The following is a 21,019-nucleotide window of genomic DNA, read 5'->3' as shown; positions in this document are numbered from 1 at the left end:
GCCGCTGCAGGGAAACGCGCGGCCCAGTTGGCCGGGTTCGGCCGCGCATGCAAGCTTCGGCCTTCGCAGCGCTGCGTTGTCACCGCGACCACGATTCACGACTTGTCAGACAATTTCGCACCTGTATCGTCCCCGCCCGGGGGGATTGATAAAAACCATGCGCGCCAGCCTGAAGCTCAAATTGAGCGGCCTATTCGCTTTGCTCCTCCTGGCCGCAGCGCTTCAGGGGGGATTCGCGATCCATAAGATGGTCGCCCTCGACCGGCAGCTCGAAGCGCTGCTCGACCACGCGGTCCTGTCGATGAACGAGGCGCAGGCCATCGAGGCTCTGGTGATCCGGACGCGGCTCGCCCAGGTCCGCTTCGTCACCGCGGCGGCCGAGACCGAGCGGCAGCTCACCGTGAAGGAGGTCGACGGGCTGATCCGGGAGCGGAACGTCAAGGTCGAAGCCTACCGGGCACTGATCGCCTCGCCCGACGAGAAGGCCCGGTTCGACGACCTGCTCGCCAAGCTCAAGGTGCAGCACTACGACTGGGAGCGCCTGCGCGGCTTCGCCCTCGACCAGCGCGAACCGGCAATGGCGTATTTCCGCGGCAGCATGAACGGCCATTACGTCGCCGCCGCCGGGGCCGCGCACGCGCTCGCCGAGATGAACATCAAGGCCGGCGACGAGGCCGGACGGAGCGCGCGTCAGAGCCAGGCGGAGGCGGTCCGCTCGACCATGATCATGCTCGGCGTCACGCTGCTGCTCGCGCTGGGCGCGACTCTGTACAGCTTCGTGGGCGTGTCGCGGCCGATCACCGTCATGACCCAGGCCATGCGCCGCCTCGCCGACGGCGACACGCAGGCAGAGATCCCCTATGCGGCCAGGCGGGACGAGATCGGCGCCATGTCGGCCACCGTGGCGGTGTTCAAGCAGAACCTGCTGCATACCCGCGCCCTCGAGGCCGAGGCCGTCCGGGCCCGCGCCGAATCCGAGACCCAGCGCCGAGAGGCGACGCGGACGCTCGCCGACCGGTTCGAGGGCGCCATCGGCGGCATCGTCGGCTCGGTCACTGCGGCGGCGACCCGGTTGCAGGTAACGGCCGAAAGCCTGAGCGCGACGGCAACGCAGACAGCCGGCCAGTCGACCAGTGCGGCCGCGGCAGCCGAACAGGCCTCCACGAACGTGACCACCGTGGCTGTGGCGGCCGAGGAGCTGGGTTCGACCGTGGACGAGATCGGGCGGCAGGTCGGATCCTCGGCGGATCTGGCCCAGACCGCCGTCCGCGAGGCGGCCGCAACCGCGCAGCTGGTTCAGGCGCTCAGCGCCGGGGCGAACCGGGTCGGCGAGGTCGTCTCGCTGATTGCGTCGATCGCCGACCAGACCAACCTGCTGGCCCTCAATGCCACCATCGAGGCGGCGCGGGCCGGGGAGGCGGGGCGCGGCTTCGCGGTGGTCGCCACCGAGGTCAAGGCGCTCGCCGCCCAGACCGCCCGGGCCACCGCCGAGATTTCCGCGCAGATCGCCCAGATCCAGGGCTCCACCGGCGAGGCGGTGCGGGCGATCGACGGCATCGCGTCCCGCATCCGCGAGATCAGCGGCATGGCGACCGCGATCGCCGCCGCCGTGGAGGAGCAGGGGGCGGCGACCCAGGAAATCGTCCGCAACGTCACCCAGGCCGCCACCGGCACCGAGGCCGTCACCGCCAACGTCACCGGCGTGGCCGGTGCCGCCGAGGCTACCGGGAGCGCGGCCGGGCAAGTGCTGGATTCGGCCTCCGAGCTGGCGCGGCAAGCGGCGCAGCTCGGCGAAGAGGTGGAGCACTTTTTGGCGACGGTGCGGGCGGCCTGAGGTGCCGCGCCGTCATTGCGAGCGCAGCGAAGCAACCCAGGGCGGCGCGCGATCCCCGAGGGTGGCGCTTTTTCTGGGTTGCTTCGCTGCGCTCGCAAGGACGGAAAGGGCTGGTTTCAGAGTTCCCCCGCCTCGGACCACGCCCGCAGGCGCTCCAGCCAGGCGTCGGAGGCCAGCACCGCCAAGCCCGGCAGCAGCGACAGCGGCGTCACCCGCTCGACCCGGTCGCGCTCGCCCATCCGGAGGCCGCCGCGGCGGGCGTAGAGGCGCAGGATGTCGGCGAGGCGGCCCTCCTCGGGGGGATCGTTGCGCGCCACCGCGCGGATTTTTTCCACGATCTCGTCGGTGGTGCACTCGACGATCCCGTCCGTACCGGCGCGGTTGTCGCGCAGGCCCTCCTCGTAGAGAAGCCGGAGCGCCAGCAGCACTAGGGTCTCGTCCTTGCGCAGGCGCTCGGAGGCGATGTCGTGCCGGGGCGCGTCCGCGGCCGGGCTCAGCGACACCATCTGGTCGCGGTGCGAGACCGTGAGCGCGTAGCCGAGGCAGGCGAAGTAGTCGGCAAAGAACGGCGCGTAGTGCCGGGCGAGCTCGTAAGAGCGGCCGATGCCGGGCGTGTCGGCGTAGATCACCTGCCCCTTGAGCATCACCTGGAGGGCGCGGCACAGTTCCTCGGCGTCGGGGGCGCGGGCGCCGGGCGGCGGCGGCTCGTCGCCGTCGATGATCGCGCGAAATCCCTCAAGCACCGACGCGACGCTCCAACACGAAATCCGGGCAGTCCAGCCAGCCGTTGGCCAGCCGCTCGGGCAGCCGGACCACGGCGTAGCGGTCGCGCAGCCGCGCATCGAACAGCACGTCGATCTCGCGCAGGCGCTGGAACACCACGAAATCGTCCACGCCCTCGATCCTGATCTGCGAGCCCCGCAGCGACACGGCCTTGCCGAGCCGCGCCTCGACGAAGGCCGTCATGGTCTCCGGCGTCACGGTGGTGCGGCGGCGGAACTCCGCCTTGGCGGCCGCGAAGGCATCGACCGCGGGGTCGTCATCGACATCCGGCAGCGGCTCGACATCGATGGCGCTGCGGCGGGCGCGGGGCGTCTGCAGGTGGGCCTGGCCGATCGGCGGCCGCAGCAACGACACCCCCGGGGGCACGTCGGGCGTCACCTCGGCGGCGCCGACGGCCCGCAGCATCGCAGCCGTGCGCTCGATCCCCGTGGGATCCGGCCGGTCCATGGCGTGGAGCGCGGCGCCGATCCGCCGCTCCAGGCGCGCCACGACGGCGTCGACCGCGTCGAGATGGTTGTCGAGCCCCTCGAACACCGAGAGGATCTGGGCGAGATCCGCCCGGACCGCCCGCTGGGCGGTGTCGAGATCCGGGCTGCGGCCCTCGCGGATCAGGCCCTCGGCCAGCGCCCGCACCGTGAGGGCGTCGCGCAGGGCCCGGCCGGCCTCGCGGACCACGCTGGCCCGGAACCGGAACGGGTTGAAGCGGGTGTGCAGGGTCCGGTAATCGCTGATCAGGTGGCGCTCGACAAAATCCTCGAAGAACAGCCGGAAGGTCTTGGCCCGGTCGGGCTCGCGCAGGATCCGCTCCTCGACCTTGCGCATGCCGGCGGCGAGGCCACGCACATGCGCCAGGAAGGCGGCGGACGCCCGGGCGGCGTTGGACAGCGCCTCGGACCGGCTGCCCGGATCGGACACGGCGCTCTCCAGGCCGCCCAGCACCTCCAGCACGGCGCCGCCATAGGAGCGGGTCTCGCCACGCTCCAGGCGCGACAGCTCTTCGAGGAGGAGGCGCGCCTCGGGGTCGAACTCGACCACCGGCACGTAGCGCTCGCGGCGCTCGATCAGCCAGCCGGTCTCGAGGAGCCGGCGGTAGAGCGCGGTGCGGCGCTCGGCCGGGTCGGCGGAAATCGGCTCGTCGCCGAGAATTTCCGGGTCACTCCAGCCGGCGGCGAAATCGCCGATCTCGGCGAGCAATTCGGCCTTGCGCACCGGCTCCGCCCCGAGGACGCGCCGGTGCAGGTGCAGCAGCAGGGCCGCGTTGAAGCCCCGGCTCGGCGAGGCCAGGGGCTTGAACAGCTCGTCGGGCAGCTGCGCGAACAGCATTCTTTTGGGACTTTCGCTGTCGCGCAGCCTAAAATCTTACTTCGCGCCGAGGAGTTCGACGTCGAAGATCAGGGTGGCATTCGGCGGGATCACACCGCCGGCGCCGCGGGCGCCGTAGCCGAGCTCCGGCGGGATGATCAGGGTGCGCTTGCCCCCGGTCTTCATCGTGGCGACGCCGAGATCCCAGCCCTGGATCACCTGGCCGGCGCCGAGCGGGAAGCTGAAGGGCTGGTTGCGGTCCCGCGAGGAATCGAACTTCTTGCCCTTCTTGCCTCCCTCATCCAGCCAGCCCGTGTACTGCACGGTGACCTGCTGGCCGGCCTTCGGCTCGGGCCCGGTGCCCACGACCTCGTCCTGATACTTCAGGCCCGAGGGCAGGGTGACGATCTCGGCATTCGCGGCTGCTGTCATGGCGATCAACGCGGCTCCGGCAATGAGGGACAGGCGAGGCATGGTTTCTCCCTGGAGCCGGCGCCGTCCGCGCCGGCCGTCGGGGGGCCTTCTATCGACTTGGGTCCGTCCAGGCCAGGGAGGCGGGCGATCGGCGGGTCAGGCCGCCCGCACCGTGTCGAGGAACCGCGCCACCTCGGCGGTGAGGGTCTCCGACTGGCGGGACAGTTCCGTCGCCGCGCTCAGGACCTGGCTCGCCGCCTTGCCGGTCTCGTCGGCGGCACTGGCGACGCCCGCGATGTTGCTGGTGACCTCGCCGGTACCCGCCGCCGCCTGCCCGACATTGCGGACGATCTCTTGCGTCGCCGCGCCCTGCTCCTCGACCGCCGCCGCGATGGTCGTGGCGACGCCGCTGATCTCCTGGATGCGGGCGGTGATCGAGCCGATCGCCGTCACCGCGCCGCCGGTGGAGGCCTGGATCCGGGCGATCTGGCCGGAAATCTCCTCCGTCGCCTTGGCGGTCTGTTCGGCGAGCGCCTTCACCTCGGAGGCGACGACGGCGAAACCGCGGCCGGCATCGCCGGCCCGGGCCGCCTCGATGGTCGCGTTCAGGGCCAGCAGGTTGGTCTGGCCGGCGATCGATGAGATCAGCCCGACTACGTCGCCGATCCGGGCGACGGCACTGCTCAGCTCCTGCACCAGACTCGCGGTCTGCCCGGCCTCGGCGGCAGCGCCCAGAGCGAGCTTGGCCGAGCCGTCGACCTGCCGGCCGATCTCCTGGACCGACGAGCCGAGTTCTTCGGCGGCGGCCGCCACGGTGTTGACGTTGGACGCAGCCTGCTCGGCGGCAGCCGCCACCGTGGTGGACTGGCTGGCCGTCTGCGTGGCGGTGGCGGTCATGGTCTGGGCGGTGGCCTGCAACTCGGTGGCCGAGGACGAGACCATGCCGATGATGCCGCCGATGGCGGTCTCGAAGCTCTCGGCCATCTGGCGCATGCCGGCCTTGCGCTGCTCCTCGGCTGCGGCGCGCGCCTGCGCGGTCTCCGCCTCCAGGGCGCGGGTGCGGATCAGGTTGTCCTTGAACACCTGAACCGTCCGCGCCATCGCGCCGATCTCGTTGCCCCAGTCGCGCAGGGGCACCGCCACCGATGCGTCGCCGTCCGCCAGAGCCTGCATGGTGCCGGTCATGGTCCGGATCGGCCGGAGCACGTAGCGGACCAGGGCATAGAGGCCGAGCACGACGAGCAGCGTGGAGCCGAGGAGGGCCGCGACGTTGCGGATCAGGCCGCTGCGCGCCTCCTGGGCCAGGGTCTCGGCGCGGGCGATCATCTCGTCGAGGGCGGCATAGGCGAGATCGACGATGGTGGCCTGTTCCGGCGTGTCGAGCTTGCGCGCCTCCTGGAGCGTGATCTTCGGCGGCTCGTGCTGAGCCAGCGCGGTCGAGACGGCCAGACGCCGGGCCAGCGGCGCGCCCTCGAAATTGTTGGCCCGGGCCTTCTCGAACGCCGCCCGGACCTTGTCCGAGAGGTCGTTCGTATTATCCATCGCCGCCCTCCAGGTGGCGTCGAGACGGCCGCGCTCCTCGGCGGCGGCCACCGTCTCGGCCGGAGACCAGGGCGTGCCGGCCGACAGGGAAGTCTGGATCCGCAGGGCGACGGCACCGACCGACATGCGGGTGGCCCAGGCCGCCCGCTTGAGGGCGAGGTCGCGCTCCAGGATCGTGTCGGAGCGCGGGATCGCGGCATCGACCGCATCCGTCGTCGCCGTCAGGGTGTCGAGCATGGCGAGGAACGCCGCCTGCGCCTCCGGGATGACCGACCCGTCCCGCTGGGCCTTGGACACCTTCAGGGCCGCATCGACCCGGGGCCGGAGCCGTTCGACGCGCTCGCGTGCCGCCTGAAGCGGGCCGAGCGTCGCCTTGACGGAGGGCAGATCCAGATCGCCCACCAGAGCCGTCGCCTCGGCGATGCCGGCCACCGCCCGCTGCCGTTCCGCGTAGAGCGAGGACAGCGTCTCCGCATCCATAGGCTGGTCGGCGGCGAGGAACTGCAGGGTGGCGCCACGCTCCAGCCGCGTCGCGTACAGGGTCTGGAGCAGCGCCCGGCTCGCCCGAACCAGGGAGATGCCGGCCTCCGATTGAACCGCCTGCTGTCGTGCACCGATGAGCGCGTTCGATGCATAGATGAAGATGATCAGGCCCAAGACGAAGAATACCAGGCCCATCATCGTTCGGATCGAAATATTCTGCAGGCGAATCATCGCACCACTCCAGCGACCTGATGATCGCGAGCTAATGTCCTAGATAATCTCATTTGTCGATGAGAATTACGTTTAAATTTGCTGATCCGTCCGAGAGAATGGCTAGATATTTGGATTATTATTGATCGTTTTACAAGCCATATCTTCATCTGCAAGTTCGTTTTGTCGGCTTTGTTTTTTATACAAGTAGACCAACCGCGTGTTTACCGTCGCATTCAATGCCATCATTGATCATAATCGGGAGCCGCAAACCCGGCGCTCGAGCCCGCTGGGCGACATCGCAGCCCGTGAGACGACCTCCGGTCGCCTCGTTCGACGTGTTGTGCTGGGCTGCCATCACACGTGTAGCGCGGAGCGGCTCACGGACCCGCGCGGTTGGGAGAGCAGAGTCATAGCCGGCTCCGCGTCTTCGATCTGACGACACGGCTTGCGGCAGCGCGCACAAAAAAGCATCGCCGCGGATTTGGAATCCGCGGCGATGCTCCGGTCTTCGATCGTGCGTCGTTCCGATAATCGCGGATCGGAACGCGATTTCAGAAGGTGATCAGTGACTTCAAGCCCAACACCACCGCGTCGGTCTTCCGCACCGGACTACCGTTTCGGGTAATATACTGGATGTTGGGCCTGATGACGATATTGTCAGCCACATCGATGCTGTAAAACGCCTCGATGTAACGTTCCTGGGTCGGAATTTTTCTGGGCCTGGCGCTCAGCAGGTTGCTCATCGAAAGGGCGTCGACCAGTCTGGGATTGGGGGTGGTCTGCCCGACGCCGAGCCCGAGCCAGTCGTTGGGGCGCTCGGCACACCAGCCCTTGTAGATCACCCCGGCCGTCACCAGCGCCGAGTAGGTAGCCGTCTCCTCATCGGCAGCGGCCGCTCGGACGAAAGCCGAGATGTTGCGCGTCTTGTTCGCGGGATCCGGGCGGTAAATTTCCTGAACGCCGGTAAAGTAGAAGCCGGTCCGATCGCCGCGGTGAAGGGGCTGACCCTTGTACATCGCGAGCGGGAGATGCCGTTGGTTCAAATATACGTCGTTGCCGCCGCCGGTCTCATACCAGCCACCGATCTTGTAGCTTCCCGCAAAGGCGTCGCCTCCGATTTTGGGAAGCCAGCCCGCTTCCGTGACGATGAGCGCGCCGGTCGCGTTGCTGAAACCGAAGCTGAACCCTTCGTTCACGTCGTCCGGATTGACCTGATAAGCACCGACTTGCAGATAGACACTATCCGGTGTGCCGATGCGGAGACGGGTCGCCCATTGGCTGACCGGAAAGGTGTAGATGTAGTTCGACGCGATCTTGCTGACGACGGAGCCGCACAGGGAATTGAGCTGGAATTCGCAGGCGAAGCCGCCAAAATCGTCGTTCACCGGGAGACGGCCGAATTTCAGATCGACATACGGGCCGAGCTTCTGATCGTACCAGAATTGGCTCAATCGCCAGATCCGGCCGCGTCCGTAGATTTCCTGAACGCTCGTGTGCGTGTCGAGATGCGCATCCAGTGCCAGGCTGCGCCCCTCGCGATGGCTGATCGTGATCCCGCCGGATGCGCCTTCCCAATCGAACATTTTCTGGAAGTCGAACAGGCCGCGTATCGCGAGCTGGCCGGCCCCGAGCAACAGAGGCCCGCGGTCACCGCCTGCCACGTTTGTGGCAGCCTCGTAGACGTAATCCATGTTGAACAGGACGCCGCGATCCCAGAGGAGGTCGCGGACCCCGCCGAGATTGCCGAGCAGTCCGTATTGCGGCTTCGGGTTCTGCGAATCCGCCGAGCCGGCGGCGGGACGCGTGCTCGGCGCCGGCGTCGGCGGCCGCTCGAGGGGCAAGCGCTGCGGTGCGTTCGGCGCCGGCAGAAGCGTTGATTCTTCCGTGTCTTCGGGCGCTGAAGGCTGTGCCTGCGCCATCCCGACCAATGAACTCGACCCGACGACCAGCAAAGCGGCTGACCATCTCAAGATAAGCCTACGTGACATGATCCATAATGCCCCCGAGCCGACAGTTTTCTGTTCGGCGCCAAGGACCTAAAGCCTTCAAAAACGGCAAAACGCAAATTTTTGACGAGTACTGTTTTTATATCGATCTTAATTAAACCTCGTACGCGAAATTTATTCTCATAATATCGATCGATTTCTCAACAAGATTGCCGATTTTAAACGCAAACGCTGCACTAGATAACAGTACACGTGCGGTAAAGTTCAGAAAGATAAAGAAATCCTCCGCCGTCAAATTGGGCTGCGACCGAATTCGCCATCATCACCGGTCTGGCGACCGCAACCGAAAGATGATCTTTCGGCAAGCTGACAAGGCCGAGACCGATTGGGGACTCGCGGCAACACCCGCGGCGAAATCGTAACGTCCGGTTGCATTTTGCCGGCGCAGCGCCGGCTCAGCGTCCCAATAAGCCGGCCAGATGCGTGACCAGCCGGCGCGCGACCTCGTCCTTGCCGAGGCGCGGCCAGGTCTCCAGCGTGCCGTCGCGGTGAATCAGGTGGACCGTGTTGTCGGTCCCGCCCATGACGCCGCCCGCGACCGAGACGTCGTTGGCGACGATCAGGTCGCAGCCCTTGCGGGCGATCTTGGCCCGGGCGTGGTCCAGCACCGTGTCGGTCTCGGCGGCGAAGCCGACCACCAGGGGCGGGCGCCCGGCCTCCATCCGCGACACGGTGGCGAGGATGTCGGGGTTCTCCACGAGGGTCAGCGGCGCCGGGCCGCTGCCGTCCTTCTTGATCTTCTTCGAACCGGCTTCGGTCTCCGGGCGCCAATCGGCGACGGCGGCCGCGAAGATCGCGATGTCGGCCGGCAGGGCCGCCTGGACGGCGGCGAGCATCTCCCGGGCGGTCTCCACCCGCACCACGGTGACGCCCGCTGGGTCCGGGATCGAGACCGGCCCGGAGACCAGCGTGACGGTGGCGCCGGCCGCGGCGGCGGCGGCGGCGAGGGCGTGGCCCTGGCGGCCGGAGGAGCGGTTGGCGAGGTAGCGCACCGGGTCGATCGGCTCGTGGGTCGGCCCAGAGGTCACCACGATCCGCCTTCCGGCGAGGGGGCGGGCGGGCGTGCTCTGGCGGCCCGACAGGAAGCCGAGGCCGGGAGCCCCGGTACCGGCCTCGGCTAGCATCCGCTCGACGGCGTCGGCGATCTCGTTGGGCTCGGCCATGCGGCCGGGACCGGTTTCCGCCTCGGCCATCTTGCCGGCATTGGGCCCGACGAGGCGCACGCCGTCGGCCTCCAGAGTGGCACGGTTGCGCCGGGTCGCCGGATGCGCCCACATCTGCACGTTCATGGCCGGGGCGATCAGGATCGGCAGGGTGGTGGCCAGCAGGATCGTGGTGGCGAGGTCGGCGGCGTGGCCCCCGGCCATACGGGCCATCAGGTTGGCGGTGGCCGGCGCCACCACCACGGCATCCGCCTGCCGGGCCAGCTTGATATGGCCGATATCGGCCTCTTCGGCCCGGTCGAACAGGTCGGTATGGGCCCGCTCGCCGGCCAACGCCGCCGCGGCCAGGGGCGTCACGAATTCCTGCGCGCCCGCGGTCAGGACCGGGCAGACGCTGGCGCCCCGCTCGCGCAGGCGCCGGATCAGGTCGAGGGCCTTGTAGGCCGCGATGCCGCCGCCGATGACGAGCAGGACGCGGCGGCTGGCGAGGGTCTCGGTCATGGTGGAAGCCTCTGCCTGAGGCGGCGCGCCCGTCAAGCGGGCGCGTGCGTTCAGGCCGCCGCCGGAACCGCCGTCTTCAGGCCGCCGAAGCGGCGGTCCCGGCGGGCGAACTCGGCCACCGCCGCGGCGAGATCGTCCGGGCCGAAATCGGGCCACATCCGGTCGGTGAAGTGGAGTTCGGCATAGGCCGCCTCCCAGAGCAGGAAATCCGAGAGCCGCTGCTCGCCGCCGGTGCGGATCACCAGATCGACGTCGACCGGCGAGCCGTGCATCTGTCCGGCGACCAGCGCGCCGAAACTCTCGCGGGTGGCGTCGGCGCCCTGAAGGGCCTGCGCCGCCGCGATGATCGCGTCCCGGGCGGAATAGTCGACGCAGATGCGCAGATGCAGGCGGCGGCCCGCGGCAGTGGCCTCTTCGGCGGCGGCGATCGCCTCCGGGATGCCCCGGGGCAGGCGGTCGCGCCGGCCGACGACGCTCAGCCGGGTGCCGGTGCGGGCGAGCCGCTGGGTCTCGTTGCGCAGGTAGGACCGCAGCAGCCGCATCAGGCCGCCGACCTCGTCCTCCGGACGCTGCCAGTTGTCGGCCGAGAAGGCGTAGAGCGTGAGCGTGCCGATGCCGAGATCCGGGCAGGCCTCGGCGGTGCGCCGGATCGCCTCGACGCCGCGATGATGGCCGGCGAGCCGCGGCAGGCCGCGCTGCGTCGCCCAGCGCCCGTTGCCGTCCATGATGATCGCGGCGTGCAGCCCCCCCGGCCCCGCTTCGCTTTGCATCGTAAAGTCTCCCGGCATGGGCGTAGCGTTGAGGTTTATGCGGTTTGCGTTGACAATCTCTGCGCGATCCGGCGGTCTCAGGCCGGTTTCGTGGCCGGATCGAGGCCGCGCACCCCGCCCTCGGGACTTCGCTCCGCCGCCGAGGCCGCGTCGCGCACCACCTGCTCGAGCACCCCGAGATAGCCGATGAAACGCCTGCGCCCGGTCGGCGTCATGCGGCAGATTGTCTGTGTGCGGTTGAAGGCGAAGCCCTTCTCGAGGCTCACCAGCTCGGCCTCGCTGAGCACGGCCAAGTGCCGGCTCAGGTTGCCGTCGGTCAGCCCGCACAGGCGCTTGAGGTCGGGGAACGGCAGGCCCTTGGGATGCGCCACCAGGGAGGTGAGCACGCTCAGCCGCGCCCGCTCGTGGATGATCCGGTCGAGCCCCTCGTAGGAAAAGCGTCCGTCGTCGCGGTCAGAGGTCATCATCGAAGGCCCGGGCGCCGCGATGGATGATGCCGGCCAGCCAGCTCTGGCCGACCAGGAAGGGAAGCCCCATGGCCCAGGGCGACAGGGCGTGGCTCTCGGCCGAGATGGCGAGCACGGCGAGGCCGCTGAGCAGATACCAGGCGCCGACCCCCTGGACCGCCCGGGGCAGGATCCGCGCCGAGGCGAACAGACCGAGGCCGACCAGAACCTGCCAGAGGCCGGGCAGCATCCAGATCTCGGCCGGGGCGAAGCGGGCGATGACCAGGGCGAGGCAGGCCCCGGTGCCGGCGGCCGGCAAAAACACTTCGATGGCGTTCCAGACCATGGCGTCGGCGAGGCCGGAATGGAGCCGGCGGCTGCGCCGGACCGCCTCGACGCCGATCAGCGCGAAGGCCACCAGGGCGGCGGCGATCCAGAGGCCGAAGAACAGAACCGGCCGACCCGCCGGATCGCCGAGCCAGAGGGCCTGGCCGACTGCGCAGGCCAGTGCCAGGCCGCCCGTACCGGCGACGGTGGCCGCGCCCAAGCCGCGGAACGCCGTGTCGCGGGCGATCTGCGAACGGATCGCCACGATGTCGGCCAAGGCCTTGTCCAGATCCTGCATGAGCTTCAGCCCCCGCGCTGCATCATGCTTTGCACTGCAAAGTACCGGCGGGCCTCGGCCGCCGCAAGCCAATTCGCCGGGTGATGATGGCAAATTTTCTCAGCATCGGCCCGGTTGGTCCAGGCCAATGCACGGCGAATTCTACCTACACGTTGAAATTACCCATCTTCGCGGCGGAGATTGTCCAGATCGAGCCGCACCGTGACCATCCGCAGGGCGCCGTCCGGGTCGCGGGGCCACTCCGCCTCCGGTCGGTCCCGGTACAGCTCGACGCCGTTCCCGTCCGGATCGCGCAGGTACAGGGCCTCGCTGACGCCGTGGTCGCTGGCGCCGTCCAGGGGGATGCCGGCGGCCTCGACCCGCCGCAGGGCATCGGCCAGGGCGGCCCGATTCGGGTAGAGCAGGGCGAGATGGTACAGGCCGGTGGTGCCTGGGGCCGGCGGCGATCCGCCGAGGCTCTCCCAGGTGTTGAGCCCGATATGGTGGTGGTAGCCGCCGGCCGCGACGAAGGCGGCGCGCTCGCCGTAGCGCTGAGTCAGGCCGAGGCCGAGGACACCGCAATAGAAGCCGAGCGCCCGGTCCAGGTCGGCGACCTTGAGATGCACGTGCCCGATGCGGGTCTCGGGATGGATCGGTTCGCTCATCGATGAGGCTCCTCCGGGGATGCCGAAAAACTCTGCGCCGCATAGGGTTTCTCGCGGCGTGTGCGCAGCCCATATTGAGCGTATGCCCGCTCCGAAGAAACCGCGCGCCGCGTACGTCTCGGCCACCTCCGCCAAGGCGTCGAAGCCCGAACTGAAGCCGCTCGACACCTATCTGGCCGCGTTGCTGAACCCGGCGCTGAACCGCAATCGGCCGCCGCCGATCGCGCCGGAGCCGGAGAAGCCGCGCCCGGGCAAGCCCAAGGGGCGCCCCGCCAAGGAGCCGATCAGCAAGGCCGCCACCCGCCGCGCCGAGATCGCCCGCGACGGCTTCGCCGAGGCGCCCCAGGCCGGCTACGCGCTCGGCGACGCGGCCGAGGTCGATCCGCGCCTCGCCCAGGCGCTCGGGCTGATTCCGCCCGAGGACGGGCCTGTGCCCGAGGGCGCCGAGCTGCCGGATCCGGCGGGCGATGGCGGCGCCTCCGCGACCGTGACGGCGCTGGAGCGGCTGCTGATCGAGGGCAACCCCCTGTTCAAGGACGGCCAGACCTGGGTGCCGCACCGGCCGGACCGGCCGCAGAAATCGGAAGGCGGCCTCCGGTTCACGCTGAAATCCGACTTCGAGCCGGCCGGCGACCAGCCCACCGCCATCGCCGAACTGGTCGGCGGCATCAGCGCGTTGGAGCGTGACCAGGTCCTGCTCGGGGTCACCGGCTCGGGCAAGACCTTCACGATGGCCAAGATCATCGAGCAGACCCAGCGCCCGGCGCTGATCCTCGCCCCGAACAAGACCCTGGCGGCGCAGCTCTACGGCGAGTTCAAGTCGTTCTTTCCCGACAACGCGGTCGAGTATTTCGTTTCGTATTACGACTACTATCAGCCGGAGGCCTACGTCCCGCGCTCGGACACGTTCATCGAGAAGGAATCGTCGATCAACGAGCAGATCGACCGGATGCGCCACTCCGCCACCCGCGCCCTGCTGGAGCGGGACGACGTGATCATCGTCGCCTCGGTGTCGTGCATCTACGGCATCGGCTCGGTCGAGACCTACACGGCGATGTCGTTCACCGTGAGCCTCGGCGAGAAGATCGAGCAGCGCCAGCTCGTGGCCGACCTCGTGGCCCTCCAGTACAAGCGGATCCAGTCCGATTTCGCCCGCGGCACCTTCCGCGTGCGCGGTGATTCGATCGAGCTGTGGCCGGCCCACTTGGAGGATCGCGGCTGGCGGATCGGGATGTTCGGCGACGAGATCGAGTCGATCGTCGAGTTCGATCCGCTCACCGGCAAGAAGATCGCCGAGCTGAAATTCGTGAAGGTCTACGCCAATTCCCACTACGTCACGCCGCGGCCGACGCTGCAGCAGGCGATCAAGGGCATCAAGAATGAGCTGAACGGCCGGATCGAGGAGCTGACCAAGATGGGCCGGCTGATCGAGGCCCAGCGCATCGACCAGCGCTGCACCTTCGACATCGAGATGATCGAGGCCACCGGCGCCTGCAACGGCATCGAGAACTATTCGCGCTACCTCACCGGCCGCCGGCCCGGCGAGCCGCCCCCGACCCTGTTCGAGTACCTGCCCGACAACGCCCTGGTCTTCACCGACGAGAGCCACGTCACCGTGCCCCAGATCGGCGGCATGTACCGGGGCGACTTCCGCCGCAAGGCGACGCTGGCGGAGTACGGCTTCCGCCTGCCGTCCTGCCTGGACAACCGGCCGCTGCGGTTCGAGGAATGGGACGCGATGCGGCCCCAGACGGTCCACGTCTCGGCCACGCCCGGCAAGTGGGAGATGGAGCGCACCGGCGGCGTCTTCGCCGAGCAGGTGATCCGCCCGACCGGCCTGGTCGATCCGGTGATCGAGATCCGCCCGGCGCGCGCGCAGGTCGACGACCTGCTGGGCGAGGTCAAGGCGGTCGCCCTTGCCGGCTACCGGACGCTGGTGACCACCCTGACCAAGCGCATGGCCGAGGACCTCACCGAGTACCTGCACGAGAACGGCGTGCGGGTGCGCTACATGCACTCCGACATCGACACCCTGGAGCGCATCGAGATTATTCGCGATTTGCGGCTCGGCGCCTTCGACGTGCTGATCGGCATCAACCTTCTCCGGGAAGGTCTCGACATCCCGGAATGCGCCCTGGTGGCGATCCTCGACGCCGACAAGGAAGGGTTCCTGCGCTCCGAAACCTCCCTGGTCCAGACCATCGGACGGGCGGCCCGGAACGCCGACGCGCGCTGCATCCTGTACGCGGATTCCATCACCGGCTCGATGGAGCGGGCGATGGCCGAGACCGAGCGGCGGCGAACCAAGCAGCTCGCCTACAACGAAGAGCACGGCATCACGCCCCAGAGCGTGAAGCGCGGGATCAGCGACATCCTCAACAGCGTCTACGAGCGCGACCACGTCCAAGTCGATACCGGCCTGGCCAAGGACGCGATCACGGTGGGCCACAATCTCAAGGCGGTGCTGGCCGACCTGGAGAAGCGGATGCGCGCGGCCGCCGCGGATCTCGACTTCGAGGAGGCGGCGCGCCTGCGCGACGAGCTGAAGCGGCTCCAGGCCACGGAGCTGCTGGTCTCGGACGATCCCATGGCCCGGCAGGGGGACGTGGAGCGCGAGGCCGGCAAATACGGCCGCAAGGCCCCCCGGGGCGCGGGCTCTACCCGCATCTCGAAGCCCGACCTCGACAATATGGGCCCGGGCACCGACCGGGAGATGCCGGCCAATGCCGTGCCGTGGCAGGAGCGGCCCAAGCCCCGCTCGACCCAGGGCCTCGGCGGCCAGAAGCCAAAATACAAGGGCGGGGGCGGACGGAAGCGGGGGTGACCGGCGCCGTCAGGCTCTACGGGCTACACCGATTTCGCTTGTAGCCGCCGTGATGCCGTGGGCGCAGAAGGCGCGGGTCCCCTCTTCCGCTCGGGTTAGCGGATTCACACATCGGGGTCGGCCGTTTTTGCGCGACGGCCCGTGCTTCGGGTCCAGCATCGATGCGGGTATCCCCTCGCCCCGCTTGCGGGGAGAGGGCTCCGGCGACCTCGTCGTCGCCGGAGCGAGGCGGCAGCCGAGGGTGAGGGGGCGGCTCAAGACGCGCGCCCCGCTCTGAGCCGCCCCCTCACCGCCGCTCCGGCTTCGCCTGCGCTTCCCGCACGGACGACGAGGTCCGTGCGGGCCTCTCCCCGCAAGCGGGGCGAGGGGACCCACGCTTCGTCCGCAGATGTTTGACTATCCTAGCCCGCGCGGGAGAGGGGGGCGCGTCGAGCCCTGCACAAACGATTGCGCCTCGAACTCGTGTAGCCCGCAGACTTTAGGCGGCCCGGTCGTCCCGGCCGGCGAAGCGGCTCGCCACCGCCTCGCCCTCGTCGACCAACGCTTCGGCGATCCTGAGGGCGAGGGCGTTGCAGGCCTCGTCATAGGCATGCGGATCCGCCTGGACGGCAGCGCGGGTGACCGCACCGACCCGGTCGCGGACGATCTCGCGGGCGACGCGCAGCGCGTCGGCGAAGGGCTCATAGGGGCGCGGCATGGTCGTCGCTCCGGCGGCATCGGGCCGATACGGCCCGGGTGGCGGCTGCAACGGCCGTCCGGGCGAAAGCGTTCCCACAGGCCGGACGGATCGACTCGCCGCAGCCTCACGCGCTCCCAGGCACCCCATCGCGAGAAACCCGCCGCGTCTTGTCCGGATTGCGCACCACGTAGATGGCGACGACCTTGTCCTCCTGAACGTGCAGAGCCGTCGTCTGGACAAGGCCGCCCGCCTCGACGGTGACGAAGCCCGGCAACCCGTCGATGACGGCGTAGCGCACGAGCCGGGACGGAGTCTGGATGAAGTCGCGCGCCATGGCCGCGTGGCGTGCGAGCACCGCGGGCTGCCCGACCAGCGGCTCCGGCGATGCGGGAACCTTGCCGCCGCCATCGGCCGTGGCGACCACATCGTCGGCCAGGAGGGCGCGCAGCGCGGCCATGTCGCCGCTGCGCGAGGCGGCGAAGAACGCGGCGGCGATCTTCAGGCCGTCCTCCCGGGGCACGGCAAAGCGCGGCCGGGCCTCCCGGAGATGCACGCGGGCACGGCTGGTGAGCTTGCGGCACGCCGCTTCTTCCCGCCCGATCGCCTCGGCCACCTCCGGGAACGCCATGCCGAACACGTCGTGCAGCAGGAACGCCGCCCGCTCCAGAGGCGACAGGCGTTCCAGCGCGATCATCAGCGGCAGGGTGATGTCGTCGAGATCGTCCGGCTCGTCGGGATCGAAGATCGGCTCGGGCAGCCACGGCCCGAGATAGGTTTCCCGCCGATGGCGGGCCGATTTCAGCTGGTTGAGACAGAGGCGCGTGACCACGACCCGCAGGAACGCGGCCGGCTCCCGCACCGCCACCTGATCGGCGGCCAGCCAACGGGCATAGGCGTCCTGCACCACGTCTTCCGCATCGGCCATCGAACCCAGCATGCGGTAGGCGAGCCGGATCAGGCCTGGACGCGACGCCTGGAAGCCTGTTTCGGGGGCCACCCCGTTGGACGACGCGATCACAGGCTCAGCGCCTCCCGGCCGCGCACGAACTGGCGCGTGACCTGCGCGACGCGCCGGCCGAGATGGCGCGCGGTCGCGAGGTCGGCCTCCGGCGGCGCGCGGTCGGGACCCTCGTCCGTATTCGATTGTGCCGCCGCGCCGAGCCAGCAGCCGAGCCGGTTCAGATCCTGCTCCGACCCCGTGGTCGAACAATTCGCGGGCGGGAGGTCGAGGCTGACCCAGTGCATGCCGTGCTGCGCCGCGAACAGGGCCATCTGGATGAGCGTCGCGAGCTTGTCGCCGGCCATCGCGCCGGAATTGGTGAACCCGGCGGCGAACTTGTCCTTCCACAGATAGCCCTTGGCCATCACCAGGTTCGAGGTCGATTCCTGGAACGTTTTGAACGCCGCGGACGGTCCGGCCACGTAGGTCGGCGCGCCGAAGACGATCGCCGGGGCGGCCTCGAGGACGGCCCAGGACCGCTCCACTTCCGCGACGGGCACAAGCAGGGCATCGGCGCCGTCGACCAGCCGCACACCCTCCGCTACGGCTTCGGCCTGGCGACCGGTATGGCCGTAGCCGGTGTGAAACACGATGGCGATGCGCATCGGTTCGGGCTCCGTCGCCCGGTCCTCACGAAGCGCCTGCACGATGATGTCGGCCATGATCCCCCCTGTCGGTCCAGTCCCGGATGACATGACAAGGAAGCCCGGCCCGGTGTGACATCGGCGCGTATCCCGCACCGACAATCTCCGAGACAGCGCTCCGCGCCGTGCTGGACAGGGCCGGCTTGCCGTCCCAGATCTGCACGTGGTTGCAGCAGGCGAGTGACGATGAACCCCGAGACGAACACGCCCCCGGTCCTCGACGACGAGACCTTGGCCTTTGCCGGCCGGGTCTTCCAGTACGCCCGGATGGGCCATGCCGAGGAGCTGGCCGAGCTGTTCGGCCAGGGGCTTCCGGCGAACCTGCGCAACGACAAGGGCGACAGCCTGCTGATGCTCGCCGCCTATAACGGCCAGTCGGAGACGACCCGGGTGATCCTGGAGGCCGGCGGCGACCCGGAACTCGCCAACGACCGCGGCCAGACCCCGCTGGCCGGCGCCGCCTTCAAGAACGACCTCGCCGTCGCCCGGCTGCTGCTTCAGCACGGCGCCGCGGTGGACGGCACCGGCACCGGCAGCCGCACCGCCCTGATGACCGCGGCGATGTTCGACCGCACCGAGATGGTGACGCTGCTCCTCGAGCACGGCGCCGACCCGGATTTTCGCGATGCCGCCGGCCAGAGCGCCGCCGACATGGCCCGGGCCATGGGCGCCCAGGCGACCCCGGGCCAGCTCGACGCGGCGGCGCGGAAGGCGGGGTGAGGGGTCAGAGAGTTTCGGCCGGGGTTGCAGGAGACGACGCCCTTAGGACGATCGCGATGTCTCGGTTTTCTTCTTCGTTTGATTAGGCGACGGCAACAAGACCAATTACCCTGTCATTCCGGGACCGCGCAGCGGAGCCCGGAATCCAGAAACACCGACATTTCAAGATCTTGCGCCGTCGGCGGCTCTGGATTCCGGGCTCGCCTCCGGCGCCCCGGAATGACGAGGTGGATGCTAGAGTTCCAGGCCCCTTAAGAGGCCTTGGAAGAACGATGTTTTCAGCAATCTTCATCACGCGCTTGAGATCCGACTGCCGCGGCTTGCCGGGATTCGCCCGCGCCAACCGCCGAGCAGTCCCAAGAAGCTCTCGGCTCACCGCCGGCCGCGCGGCTCGGGCGTGGCTTCCGGTACCTTGTGCCTTATGTAGGCGAAGCGCGGCTCTTTCAGTTCGAACAGCTTGTCGTTGAGCTTTGTGAGCGTCTTGGATGCCACCTTGAAATCGGGCTCGGCTTCGGAAGCCCGATAATGGACGTTGACGAGGATGAGGGGATCCCCATCGGCGTCCTCGGAATCGATGACCTCGACCTCGCTGACACCGAAGCGGCCGAGTTCCTGCCGAACGACGGCTTCGATCGCGGCCTGAAGCGCCGGGGAGATTTCGGTGCCGATCATGTCCGTGCCCTACCGCGCCTGAGGACGATCTACGTTCGAAGCAGACATCGGGCCGAAGATGAACTCAGCATAGACCTTTGGTGCGGGCTGTCGATGTCTTTTGCGAATGGGATGATGTGCCCGGATCATGAGCCGGTCACTTATCCGAAGCTTTCAAGGCGATCTCAACGAGCCGAATCGAGACGGCGGTGGCAACCCCAAGGAGAGCTGAAACCGCAGGTGGCGGCAATTCCCGCTGAGTTCGCCACGGCCATGCAGCGCCGGAGGCAGCGCGTTGTGTTCGCGAGCGGTGCATATGAGTGAACAGAGAACCAACCAACAAGAGGAAACGCCGTGCCGCCCATGACCGGATTTCGCCCCGCGCTGATCGCCCTCGCGACCCTCCTGCCACTCCCGGCCATCGCCGCCGAGACCCCTTGGCCGGCCTTCGGGCACGATCACAGCAACCGCAACTTCTCCGACCTCACTCAGATCGACCGCGCCAGCGTCGGGCGGCTGCGGCCGGCCTGGATGTTCCAGACCGGGGTGACGGGCTATTTCCAGGCCCAGCCGGTGATGGTCGACGGCACGCTCTACATTTCGACGACCCAGAACAACGTCGCGGCGCTCGATGCCCGCACCGGCCGACCGCTCTGGACCTACGCGCACAAGGCCCGCACGGAAAAGATCTTCGGGCCGCCCTCGAACCGCGGGCTTGCCGTGTCGGACGGCCTCGTGTTCGAGGCGACCATGGACGGGCGGCTGATCGCGCTCGATGCCAAGACCGGCCGGGTGGTCTGGGACAAGGAGGCGGTGCGCCCGGAGGAGGGCGAGAGCGAGACCGCCTCGGACCTCACCGCCAAGCTCGGCGGCAAGGCGGTGCAGGGGTCGAGCCGGCTCGGCTTCAAGATGCCGCCTTTGGTGGCCGAAGGGCTGGTGATCGTCGGCGTCACGGGCGCGGGCTACGGCCTGCATGTCGAGGACGAGGCCGGCGGGCTCGATGGCGGCGCCGTGGTCGGGATCGAGGGCGGCTACGGACGGCGCGGCTGGCTTGCGGCCTACGATGCCAAGACCGGTGCGGAGCGCTGGCGCTGGTACGTCACCCCGTCGGAGGGCTGGGAGGGCGGCTTCGTCGCGCAGACCGTGGACGGCGTGCCGCTCCAGCGGGACATCGCCGCCGAGAAGGCGGCGGCCCCGGCCAATCGCGAGGCCTGGCGCGTGGGCGGCGGCTCGCTCTGGATGACCCCGGCCTACGACCCGGATCTCGGCCTGATCTTTCTCGGCACCGGCAATCCGGCGCCGCAGAATTTCGGCCTCTCGCGCCCGGGAGACAACCTCTACACGATGTGCCTCGTGGCGCTCGACGTCCGCACCGGGCAGTTGCGCTGGTATTCCCAGCAGGTGCCGCATGACGAGTGGGGCTACGACGTCGCCGCGCCGCCGTTCCTGCTCGACGGGCCGAACGGCACCAAGGCGGTGGCCTCGGCGAGCAAGACCGGCTGGATCTACGTCCACGACCGCGCGACGGGGAAGCTGCTCGAACGCTCGGCCCCGCTGATCGAGCAAAAGAACCTGTTCGCGCCGCCGACCCCGCAGGGCACCGTGGTGGCGCCGGGGCCCCTCGGCGCCGTCTCGTGGCCGCCCACCGCTTATGACGGGCGCCTCGCCTACGTGCAGGTCCGCCACGGGGCGACGACCTACACGGTCAAGACCGTGCCGGCCTCCGGAGACCGGCCGGAAATCCGCTACACCGAGACAGGAGAGGCGAAGGGCGA

General features: G+C 69.0%; 18 protein-coding genes. 4 read left to right on the top strand and 14 right to left on the bottom strand.

Going from position 1 to position 21,019, the window contains the following annotated elements; translation table 11 throughout:
• The first annotated feature begins 157 nt into the window (after positions 1 to 157).
• Positions 158 to 1,834 carry a methyl-accepting chemotaxis protein gene (locus MKK67_RS26715; RefSeq protein WP_243971200.1) on the top strand — a complete coding sequence of 559 codons (1,677 nt, stop codon included), beginning with the start codon at positions 158 to 160 and terminating at the stop codon, positions 1,832 to 1,834.
• Between the two features lie 116 nt (positions 1,835 to 1,950).
• Here the strand turns inward: MKK67_RS26715 and MKK67_RS26710 are convergent, their stop codons facing one another.
• The 10 genes from MKK67_RS26710 to MKK67_RS26665 form a co-directional block, all read right to left on the bottom strand.
• Positions 1,951 to 2,577 carry a DUF4194 domain-containing protein gene (locus tag MKK67_RS26710; RefSeq protein WP_243971198.1) on the bottom strand — a complete coding sequence of 209 codons (627 nt, stop codon included), beginning with the start codon at positions 2,575 to 2,577 and terminating at the stop codon, positions 1,951 to 1,953.
• Positions 2,570 to 3,940 carry a Wadjet anti-phage system protein JetA family protein gene (locus MKK67_RS26705; protein ID WP_243971196.1) on the bottom strand — a complete coding sequence of 457 codons (1,371 nt, stop codon included), beginning with the start codon at positions 3,938 to 3,940 and terminating at the stop codon, positions 2,570 to 2,572. Before MKK67_RS26705 ends, MKK67_RS26710 begins: the two co-directional genes overlap by 8 nt.
• A gap of 36 nt (positions 3,941 to 3,976) precedes the next feature.
• A complete protein-coding gene (locus tag MKK67_RS26700; RefSeq protein WP_092043916.1) occupies positions 3,977 to 4,393 on the bottom strand; it encodes an FKBP-type peptidyl-prolyl cis-trans isomerase in 417 nt (138 codons plus the stop codon).
• 96 nt (positions 4,394 to 4,489) lie between these two features.
• Complete coding sequence (locus tag MKK67_RS26695; protein ID WP_243971194.1) at positions 4,490 to 6,556, bottom strand: methyl-accepting chemotaxis protein; 2,067 nt, start codon at positions 6,554 to 6,556, stop codon at positions 4,490 to 4,492.
• Between the two features lie 566 nt (positions 6,557 to 7,122).
• On the bottom strand, positions 7,123 to 8,490 hold the full coding sequence (locus MKK67_RS26690; RefSeq protein ID WP_243971192.1) for a carbohydrate porin: 1,368 nt from the start codon (positions 8,488 to 8,490) through the stop codon (positions 7,123 to 7,125).
• Between the two features lie 482 nt (positions 8,491 to 8,972).
• Positions 8,973 to 10,241: a bifunctional phosphopantothenoylcysteine decarboxylase/phosphopantothenate--cysteine ligase CoaBC gene (gene coaBC / locus MKK67_RS26685; RefSeq protein WP_243971190.1), complete on the bottom strand. Its 1,269-nt coding sequence runs from the start codon at positions 10,239 to 10,241 to the stop codon at positions 8,973 to 8,975.
• 50 nt (positions 10,242 to 10,291) lie between these two features.
• Positions 10,292 to 11,011, bottom strand: a complete 720-nt coding sequence (locus MKK67_RS26680; RefSeq protein ID WP_243971187.1) for a di-trans,poly-cis-decaprenylcistransferase — start codon at positions 11,009 to 11,011, stop codon at positions 10,292 to 10,294.
• Between the two features lie 77 nt (positions 11,012 to 11,088).
• Positions 11,089 to 11,478, bottom strand: coding sequence for a transcriptional regulator (locus MKK67_RS26675; RefSeq protein WP_243971185.1), 390 nt, complete (start codon positions 11,476 to 11,478; stop codon positions 11,089 to 11,091).
• Positions 11,465 to 12,082 (bottom strand): hypothetical protein, encoded by a 618-nt coding sequence (locus MKK67_RS26670; protein ID WP_243971183.1) that lies wholly within the window; start codon positions 12,080 to 12,082, stop codon positions 11,465 to 11,467. The genes MKK67_RS26675 and MKK67_RS26670 overlap by 14 nt, the downstream gene beginning before the upstream one ends.
• Positions 12,083 to 12,240: 158 nt before the next feature.
• Positions 12,241 to 12,726 carry a VOC family protein gene (locus MKK67_RS26665; protein WP_243971181.1) on the bottom strand — a complete coding sequence of 162 codons (486 nt, stop codon included), beginning with the start codon at positions 12,724 to 12,726 and terminating at the stop codon, positions 12,241 to 12,243.
• A gap of 82 nt (positions 12,727 to 12,808) precedes the next feature.
• On the opposite strand from MKK67_RS26665, the gene uvrB reads away from it, so the two are divergent.
• Positions 12,809 to 15,550 carry an excinuclease ABC subunit UvrB gene (gene uvrB / locus MKK67_RS26660; RefSeq protein ID WP_243971179.1) on the top strand — a complete coding sequence of 914 codons (2,742 nt, stop codon included), beginning with the start codon at positions 12,809 to 12,811 and terminating at the stop codon, positions 15,548 to 15,550.
• A 478-nt stretch (positions 15,551 to 16,028) separates the two neighbouring features.
• Here uvrB and MKK67_RS26655 read toward each other — a convergent pair whose 3' ends face one another.
• The 3 genes from MKK67_RS26655 to MKK67_RS26645 all read right to left on the bottom strand — a co-directional run bounded on the left by MKK67_RS26655 (position 16,029) and on the right by MKK67_RS26645 (position 17,834).
• Positions 16,029 to 16,247 (bottom strand): hypothetical protein, encoded by a 219-nt coding sequence (locus tag MKK67_RS26655; RefSeq protein ID WP_243971177.1) that lies wholly within the window; start codon positions 16,245 to 16,247, stop codon positions 16,029 to 16,031.
• A 106-nt stretch (positions 16,248 to 16,353) separates the two neighbouring features.
• Entirely contained in the window at positions 16,354 to 17,247 is an 894-nt protein-coding gene (locus MKK67_RS26650; protein ID WP_243971175.1) for a sigma-70 family RNA polymerase sigma factor, read from the bottom strand.
• Positions 17,244 to 17,834: a flavodoxin family protein gene (locus tag MKK67_RS26645; RefSeq protein WP_409568452.1), complete on the bottom strand. Its 591-nt coding sequence runs from the start codon at positions 17,832 to 17,834 to the stop codon at positions 17,244 to 17,246. Before MKK67_RS26645 ends, MKK67_RS26650 begins: the two co-directional genes overlap by 4 nt.
• Before the next feature lie 225 nt (positions 17,835 to 18,059).
• Here MKK67_RS26645 and MKK67_RS26640 point away from each other — a divergent pair, with 225 nt between their 5' ends.
• On the top strand, positions 18,060 to 18,593 hold the full coding sequence (locus tag MKK67_RS26640; protein WP_243971171.1) for an ankyrin repeat domain-containing protein: 534 nt from the start codon (positions 18,060 to 18,062) through the stop codon (positions 18,591 to 18,593).
• A gap of 372 nt (positions 18,594 to 18,965) precedes the next feature.
• Here MKK67_RS26640 and MKK67_RS26635 read toward each other — a convergent pair whose 3' ends face one another.
• A complete protein-coding gene (locus MKK67_RS26635; RefSeq protein ID WP_243971169.1) occupies positions 18,966 to 19,265 on the bottom strand; it encodes a hypothetical protein in 300 nt (99 codons plus the stop codon).
• A 342-nt stretch (positions 19,266 to 19,607) separates the two neighbouring features.
• On the opposite strand from MKK67_RS26635, the gene MKK67_RS26630 reads away from it, so the two are divergent.
• A partial coding sequence (locus tag MKK67_RS26630) for a PQQ-binding-like beta-propeller repeat protein (RefSeq protein WP_243971167.1) occupies positions 19,608 to 21,019 on the top strand: 1,412 nt, incomplete at its 3' end.

The organism is Methylobacterium sp. J-072 (assembly GCF_022829425.1).
Taxonomy (GTDB): Bacteria; Pseudomonadota; Alphaproteobacteria; order Rhizobiales; family Beijerinckiaceae; genus Methylobacterium.
This window is presented reverse-complemented; position numbering and strand designations above follow the sequence as displayed.